10 protein-coding genes are annotated in these 6,863 nt (G+C 54.4%); 7 read left to right on the top strand and 3 right to left on the bottom strand.

Annotated features, from left to right (window positions below; all coding sequences use genetic code 11):
* Window positions 1-42: 42 nt before the first annotated feature.
* The 4 genes from YA0848_RS36230 (at window position 43) to YA0848_RS32595 (ending at window position 2,083) form a co-directional block, all read left to right on the top strand.
* Window positions 43-198 carry a hypothetical protein gene (locus YA0848_RS36230; RefSeq protein WP_232925236.1) on the top strand — a complete coding sequence of 52 codons (156 nt, stop codon included), beginning with the start codon at window positions 43-45 and terminating at the stop codon, window positions 196-198.
* Window positions 199-508: 310 nt separating this feature from the next.
* Window positions 509-1,432: a hypothetical protein gene (locus tag YA0848_RS32605; RefSeq protein ID WP_010951435.1), complete on the top strand. Its 924-nt coding sequence runs from the start codon at window positions 509-511 to the stop codon at window positions 1,430-1,432.
* 220 nt (window positions 1,433-1,652) lie between these two features.
* Window positions 1,653-1,862 carry a hypothetical protein gene (locus YA0848_RS32600; protein WP_003298409.1) on the top strand — a complete coding sequence of 70 codons (210 nt, stop codon included), beginning with the start codon at window positions 1,653-1,655 and terminating at the stop codon, window positions 1,860-1,862.
* Between the two features lie 14 nt (window positions 1,863-1,876).
* Complete coding sequence (locus tag YA0848_RS32595) at window positions 1,877-2,083, top strand: hypothetical protein (protein WP_003298411.1); 207 nt, start codon at window positions 1,877-1,879, stop codon at window positions 2,081-2,083.
* 143 nt (window positions 2,084-2,226) lie between these two features.
* On the opposite strand, the gene YA0848_RS36485 is transcribed toward YA0848_RS32595, so the two are convergent.
* Both YA0848_RS36485 and YA0848_RS32590 read right to left on the bottom strand, forming a co-directional pair.
* The gene (locus YA0848_RS36485) at window positions 2,227-2,355 is read right to left on the bottom strand and encodes a hypothetical protein (RefSeq protein WP_003253468.1); all 129 of its coding nucleotides are present in this window, start codon (window positions 2,353-2,355) and stop codon (window positions 2,227-2,229) included.
* 122 nt (window positions 2,356-2,477) lie between these two features.
* Complete coding sequence (locus tag YA0848_RS32590) at window positions 2,478-4,175, bottom strand: phosphoethanolamine transferase (protein WP_003298414.1); 1,698 nt, start codon at window positions 4,173-4,175, stop codon at window positions 2,478-2,480.
* A gap of 490 nt (window positions 4,176-4,665) precedes the next feature.
* Here YA0848_RS32590 and YA0848_RS32585 point away from each other — a divergent pair, with 490 nt between their 5' ends.
* From YA0848_RS32585 to YA0848_RS32575, 3 genes are all read left to right on the top strand, one after another.
* Entirely contained in the window at window positions 4,666-5,004 is a 339-nt protein-coding gene (locus YA0848_RS32585) for a zinc ribbon domain-containing protein (RefSeq protein ID WP_079732563.1), read from the top strand.
* Window positions 5,005-5,058: 54 nt separating this feature from the next.
* Complete coding sequence (locus YA0848_RS32580; protein ID WP_010951438.1) at window positions 5,059-5,964, top strand: cation diffusion facilitator family transporter; 906 nt, start codon at window positions 5,059-5,061, stop codon at window positions 5,962-5,964.
* A gap of 157 nt (window positions 5,965-6,121) precedes the next feature.
* Complete coding sequence (locus tag YA0848_RS32575; RefSeq protein ID WP_011953105.1) at window positions 6,122-6,472, top strand: DUF3147 family protein; 351 nt, start codon at window positions 6,122-6,124, stop codon at window positions 6,470-6,472.
* A gap of 32 nt (window positions 6,473-6,504) precedes the next feature.
* Here YA0848_RS32575 and YA0848_RS32570 read toward each other — a convergent pair whose 3' ends face one another.
* Window positions 6,505-6,831: a DUF2790 domain-containing protein gene (locus YA0848_RS32570; RefSeq protein ID WP_010951440.1), complete on the bottom strand. Its 327-nt coding sequence runs from the start codon at window positions 6,829-6,831 to the stop codon at window positions 6,505-6,507.
* Between the last annotated feature and the right edge of the window lie 32 nt (window positions 6,832-6,863).

The following is a 6,863-nucleotide window of genomic DNA, read 5'->3' as shown; positions in this document are numbered from 1 at the left end:
TAATGAGTGTCCGGATGTTGGTGGGCTGAGTGTCCGGATGGCGTGGAATCCGCACTGTACTTCGGTGGAGCAGACGTCACGGTGCTCCAAGACTTTACCATGCTCGATGCGGAAGACTTCGTGCGGTACAACCTTCACGACTGGCTCAGTGTTGGGGATACCGATGAAGATGAAGAAGGTGCCGATGATGCTGACTGAGCTGCTATCGGCCTCCCCTTTAGGATCTGGGTTTGACCTTAGCTGACCGGCTGCTCTACAAACCAATTGATTTTCTCCGGAGCCGGTGTCACTGTCGCTCCAAGAATAGCCCCCACGCCTCGGGCAGGTCCCAGACCTGTACTGCGCACCAGGGGGTTAGTTGTTTCTAGGGCCCGCCCAGGTCGATCAGGCATGCTTTGGGCGGGCCTCAAACCAGTGGGTGACCACCAAAAGGGTCAGTTAGGCCTACTGCTGCCTATCCTCGCTCGTTACCATCCAGAGACCCTCTATTGATACGGTTTCAGCAAAGATGGATGTCTATAAGGTCCGCATCGAAGACACAGAAAGCAAGATCATCGACAAGGAAGGTTTCGAGGCCGAGACCTTCCGCAGAGATCCATGGTACCAGCCTGGAAGTGCCGGCAAGCTAGCTCAGTTTGCTGTATGCCCGGCATGCGACAACCCTGTCCAGCTGGTTGGGCTGTATGAGCTACCGCCTAACGTGAAGAACCCATTCGGGAAACATGCTACTAAGAGCATTCGCGGCATCGCTCCATTTGATAGTGAGGCCCGTAACGATTGCCCGTACTTCCAGCCTCGCCAGCACAAGAAAACAGAACGAAAAACCAGGTTTGACGGCGTCCCACGGAAGATTCTCAAGCTATTGATCGAACAGTTCGATCGCGTGGTTTACATCCTGGAGAAAGAGACCCAACTGGTCCTTTCCGAGAACGCGTTGAGAGGCATGCTGCAGCGTTACAAGGGAGAGCGTGGCTACCTCTATACCGGCGCGACGCTTCGCAATGTGCCATGGATCTTTGCTTACATGTCGGACGCCACCCGCCTGTTTGGCCAGAAGGTCATTGGAAATGCTGAGCTGGTGAAAGCTATTGCCGCTGAGGTGCCAGGGGCGGAAATCAGCAGCACTGGTCGGCTGGAATCGAAGAAGGTGCCTGGTTCGAAGGCGGCATATTTTGATCTCAAAATGAGTTTCATCCGCCATCGAATCGTCAAAGACAGTGAAGCGTCCGGCTTGGTTGAAAGCATGGAGTTTGTAGTGTCACAGCCTCGCGGAGGTGAGCTTGAGCACATTCACAAGGAAGTCATCAAATTCGATTCGGCTTGGTTCGAATCCCTTATCCGGATGCCGGTTGATCATCCTTATCGCAGAATGGATAGAGTGAAGATGGCCCGGGAGGAACTGGGCGATCTGCTGGAGCTGACTCAGGCCTGAGGAGGCCTGTTGTAAACCACTTTTTTTCACTGTAACCACAGTGGTTTACAGTGAAAAAAAGTGGTTTACAACGTAGCTACGACACGCGCCCTGGCCACTCCCCAGGCCAGCGCGCTCCTCATTGATTCGTTCAGTCGGGCGTCGAACACCTATGCTGCTCGGGGCCTTGCCACGCCGCGGTGTCCTATAATTCATCTTCAGCTGAATGGAGCAAAATGTTGTGAAGCGCACATTCATTGGAATGGTCGAGGCTGGTGAGCCACTGATGAGGCAAGCGCTTGAAGCTATCCGACAGGCCCACGAAGCGGAGGCTGCTGGATTGCCAGACCTTGAGGTACAGCGTCTTCACCCATTGGCAGATTCGCTCTATCAGGCGGTCATTGATTTTCAGCTCCTCAAAGCAGGTAAACCACCGTCGACTATCCAGTGAGGACCTGCCGCTACATGACGAAAAAGATGCCAGCTCTTCTCCCCGACCACCCCATGTATACCGACGCAGTGGATGCGATGAAGCAATACCACGAGGCGCAGGCTTCTGGCTCATCTGCCGAAGAGGTTGAGCGCCTGCGTCAAATCGCAGAATCACAATTTCGGGCTGTCAGCGAGTATCAGCTCAACGCTCTGGGATATCAGTCTCGTCGTCCGCACTGAAGGGATAACCGATCCGGAGGTAGCTTCAGAATCCATCAAGCCAAGCGGAAGACTCACGACGCGGTCCGATTGATCAGCGAGACGGTCGGGAGGGTTTGCACACAGCCCCAAAAAAAAAGCAGCTCCCGAGAGCTGCTTTTTTCTTACTCCCCCTTTTTGTGCTTGTGGGGTTTCAGGTCCGGATGGTCCTTCTGCTTTTCAGGGGTGACTCGCTGCCTTTTGTCCGGAGTGCCATCTTCATTGGTGCGCTTTGGGCCTGGCTTGATGCTCATGCAAAACTTCCTTTTCCGCTTGGGTTGTTGAATGCAGCTATGTAATTAGTCCAGCTTCTCTCAGCTGTCAAAGCAGGCTGGTGCAGAACCGCCTGGCCGATGATCCGGTCCACATCGAACATTCAGAGGCCAGAATAAGAGCCTCCGACAAAGGGCTTACAAGGGGCAGTGAAATCCAGCGCTGAGCGATACGAAGACGTCTGGACGTTCATCATGCCGAGCACGGTGTGGAACAGGTTGTCGTGGCTCAGCGGTGACGTGGTTTGAGCTTTCAAACAACCCACGTTGACCTTTTCGCTCTTCGCGAGCGAGTCAGACATCCAAAGTACCAACGGCACCTTTGTTTGCTCGTCAGGAGCCATCGCGTAAGGCAGCCCGTGTAGATAGAGCCCACCCTCCCCCAGCGATTCGCCGTGGTCCGAAACGTACATCAGCGCAGTGTCGAACTTGGTGTTGGCCGCCAGGATATCGATGAGATTTGCAGTCACATAATCGGTGTAGAGGATTGAGTTGTCGTAGGCATTGACCACCTCCTCCTGCTTACATTTGTCGAGCTCGTTGGTCTCGCACACCGGTGCGAATTTCTTGAATTGCGAGGGGTAGCGCTTGTAGTAGGCCGGGCCGTGACTGCCTTTGTAGTGGAGCACCAGGACAGCATCGCCTTCCTGGCGCTTGATGAAGTCTTGCATCTCCGTGAGCAGCACCCCGTCCTTACACTCCTCGCTGGTGCACAGTTGGGAATCCGCGTGAGAGGCAGCCTTGTGGTTGGGAACCCTGTCGCAGACCCCTTTGCACCCCGAGTTGTTGTCAGTCCACATGACACTGATGCCAGCGCGTTGAAGCACGTCGAGCAGCCCTTCTCGGCTCTTGGCCAAGCCATCTTTGTACTGGGCCTTACCCACGTCCAGGAACATGCATGGCAGCGAGACCGCGGTAGCGGTACCGCAGGAGCTCACGTTCGTGAAGCTAATGACATTTCGCTTTTCTAGTTCCGGATTCGTTTCACGGGAGTAGCCGTTGAGGGAGAAGTTGGCGGAGCGAGCGGTCTCTCCTACTGCCAGTACCAGCAGCCTGGGTTTACGAGCCGCACCCTGTCGATTAACTACCGCATCAGTACCAATGGCCGTCAGCGTTTTAGGTGAGGCCAGCTGACGCTTCAGGTACCCATGGCCAGCCGCAAACAAGTTGGTAGGTACCAGAATCAGCCGGATCTCCCGATTGTTGCGCAGCAAGGAGGCATACGACTGGTACTGACTCAACGCGATGCCAGATAAGGTCAACAGAGCGAGCGACAGAGCAATGAACCTGCTGACCAAAGCTTTGGCCCAAGGCTTGCGCCGGAGGGGAACCCGGGCAATCAGGTAGACGGGCAACACCCCAACCATTGCGACCCAAAGACCGAGCTTCCAATTCAGCAGCTCGGTTGCCTCAGCGACGTCGGTCTCCACAACGTTGGTGAACATTGTGTAATCGATCACGATGCCGTAGGCATTCATGAAGTAACTCGCAAAAGACGCGCTGATCAGTACCAGGCACAGTATGGGTTTGGCCAGCCGCCCCCATGACAGCAAGCTCAGAACGGTAAACACCCATGCGAATACTATGACTGGGAGGCTAGCCGCTAGCTGCCAGTTCACTTCATCGGTTTTGAATACCAGCTTCCAGAGCACGTTCCAGAGCTCAGCGTTCGCGAATAGCAGTAACCAAAAAGTCACCAGGCCGATTAGCAAATTAGTACTGATGCCTTTCTGCCGCGCATTGCGAATAGCAAAGATCCATTTGCTTAACAGGGTGTGAACAATGGATTTGGAAGGTGTCATTATCAAACTCTGGAAGCTGCTTATCCATGGCGGTAGCTATGGAGTTAGCGGGAGCTACAAGGCAAACCGTCGACAGATGCTGAGCGATTGCGCAATGTGCGGAGCGTCAGAGGCCTTAGGCCCCTAGGCGTTGGGGACGCTTAGTATGTGTGAGGCATAGGGATAAAAAGAGAAATGAATCTCGCTGAGCGCATTATTTCCGGGACCTGATAACGACACGATGACCTCGGGATTACAATGCTGACAGAAATCCAATTACTGCTGTTTTGATTGTCATTGATCACGCTATGATCAAAATTAGGGGAATACTACCCACCAAAAGCAATGCTCCGCTCAGCTAGATAAATTTAATTTCACAAACAAAACGGTTTCGTTTTGTCGTAGGCTAATTTTGAACTTTCAATTCAACTTACAAGTCTTTCTCGCGAGCAGAACATAATTTTCAACTTTTGCTCGTTAATATGTCACCCATCAATGAGGGGCGAATACCATGAGCTTTTTCAAAAACATCCTGGGCGGGCACCATGGCCGTGGAAACCACGGTGGAGGCAAGCACCACAGCGGGGGACATGGGGCCGAGCAATATGATCGCCATGGCCGGCAGCAGGGCTGCGACGGCGGTAATCAGGTGTATGACGGCGGGCGCCCTCCCACTCCTGCCCCCATCAAAGATCTGCAGGGCTGCAGGCAGTGCCGGACGGCCAACGATCCGTCAGCACGCTTTTGTCTAAACTGCGGAACACCGCTATCGAGTGGTTGCACCGCCTGCGGCTCGCTGCTGAGTGCAGGAGCAAGATTTTGCAGTCAGTGTGGCCAAGCGACGCTCTAAGGCTAGGTAGACAGGAAGGCCAACGAGACCACAACCCTGCGCAAGGAGAAATACGTGGGTTCAAATCATGACCATGGCAGCGCTGCAGTACGCGAGGGGCATCAGAAGAAGCTAATCATGGCGCTCGGCTTGACTGGCAGCTTCATGATTGCAGAAGTGATCGGTGCGTGGATTACCGGCAGCCTGGCGCTGCTGTCGGACGCATCTCACATGTTCACAGATACTGCCGCCTTGGCGATCTCACTGATTGCACTTCAGATAGCCAAGCGGCCGGCGGATCAGAAAAGAACCTTCGGCTATGCGCGCCTGGAAATTCTGGCTTCGACGTTCAACGCCGTGCTGCTCTTCCTGGTGGCGATGTACATCTTGTATGAGGCCTACCAGCGCTTCTTCATGCCGGCGGAGATCGCTACCGGAGCGATGATGTGGATCGCAATCGCCGGCCTGATCATCAACCTAATTTCGATGCGCCTTCTGGCATCTGCGAGCAACGAAAGCCTCAACGTCAAAGGAGCCTACCTCGAAGTTTGGAGCGACATGCTCGGCTCGCTTGGCGTAATCATCGCGGCACTTATCATCCGCTTCACCGGCTGGACCTGGGTCGACACGATTGTCGCTGTGGCGATCGGCCTTTGGGTTCTGCCGCGGACGTGGCAGTTGCTTCGCGAAAGCCTGGGGATCCTCATGGAGGGTGTCCCGAGGGGGCTCGACGTTACGGCAATCGAGGCCACCATCCTCGGAGTAGATGGCGTGACGGACGTTCATGACTTGCACGTGTGGGCTGTCAGCAGTGGCAGTAACGTGATGACGTCGCACGTAGTGGTTCGGGATTCTGCAGATGGGGATGCTGTGTTGGCGGCCGTCGTGGATGCTGTCAGCGATGCATTCGAAATCCATCACTGCACCATCCAGATCGAGCGGGCAGCTTTCCACGAGAGCGTTCCCTCACCCTCGCACTGACCGATCGGTAAACACCATGCAAACACATCACCCTCCTGGCTGAGGGTGATGTTGCAAAAAAAATGCGGTGAGGGATGCCGTAAACGGCAGGAGCGCTTCAAGGGGGTTGGTGAATGGCTTCGCCTGCCCTCGTCAACAACCTCCAGAAGGCTCAGCGATGGCCTGGATCATCACGAAGTACCTACTCACTGCCGGTATAGTGATTCTCGTGTCAGAGCTGGCGAAACGCAGCGACAAGCTGGGCGGCTTGGTCGCCGCCCTACCCTTGGTCACGGTCGTGACGTTGGTCTGGCTCTATTTAGAGAACCAGAGCATGGAGAAGATCTCCAACCATGCTTGGTACACGTTCTGGTACGTGCTTCCGACCCTGCCGATGTTTATTGCTTTTCCATTGCTGCTACCTAAGCTCGGCTTTTGGCCGACACTGATCAGCAGCATCCTCATCACAATGGCCAGCTTCGGAGGCTTCGCCATACTGCTGCGCCGGTTCGGCATTGAGCTTCTATGATCCGGTGGCCGCAGGGATCATCTTGATGAGTCTTAACGGCTATTAACACACTCGCCCTTCACCAGGTAGCGAACCATGTGCAGTTCGCCTTTCGAGTCTTCGTAGGTCATCATGCTTCTTACATTACCGCAGTACCGCACATTGGGTGATACATACACCAACTTACCAACGTCCAGGTCCATGCCATAGGCGTAGTCTTCTAGTTGAGGCATGGGCTTTTTTACGCGTTGAGCATAATCCGCTGTAGCCTCTCTAGCAGTACGCTCGATGTGTTTATTGATCTCCATACCGCTTTGGGCATTGGCTGTTAGTGATGTAAAGAGCATAAACACGGCGATCGCTGATACAGTAGTGTTCATAAGAAGTCCCTTAATCGGCATAGGGGACGGCC

The organism is Pseudomonas sp. S4_EA_1b (assembly GCF_016307435.1).
GTDB classification, from domain to species: Bacteria; Pseudomonadota; Gammaproteobacteria; order Pseudomonadales; family Pseudomonadaceae; genus Aquipseudomonas; species Aquipseudomonas rhodesiae.
Note: the sequence above shows the minus strand (reverse complement) of the source record. Positions and strands in the feature narration are given on the sequence as shown.

Coding starts and splice junctions, on each gene's coding strand:
- YA0848_RS32605 (WP_010951435.1), top strand. CDS start 509: ATGGATGTCTATAAGGTCCGCATCGAAGACACAGAAAGCAAGATCATC.
- YA0848_RS32585 (WP_079732563.1), top strand. CDS start 4,666: ATGAGCTTTTTCAAAAACATCCTGGGCGGGCACCATGGCCGTGGAAAC.
- YA0848_RS32595 (WP_003298411.1), top strand. CDS start 1,877: ATGACGAAAAAGATGCCAGCTCTTCTCCCCGACCACCCCATGTATACC.
- YA0848_RS36485 (WP_003253468.1), bottom strand. CDS start 2,355: ATGAGCATCAAGCCAGGCCCAAAGCGCACCAATGAAGATGGCACTCCG.
- YA0848_RS32590 (WP_003298414.1), bottom strand. CDS start 4,175: ATGACACCTTCCAAATCCATTGTTCACACCCTGTTAAGCAAATGGATC.
- YA0848_RS32575 (WP_011953105.1), top strand. CDS start 6,122: ATGGCCTGGATCATCACGAAGTACCTACTCACTGCCGGTATAGTGATT.
- YA0848_RS32570 (WP_010951440.1), bottom strand. CDS start 6,831: ATGAACACTACTGTATCAGCGATCGCCGTGTTTATGCTCTTTACATCA.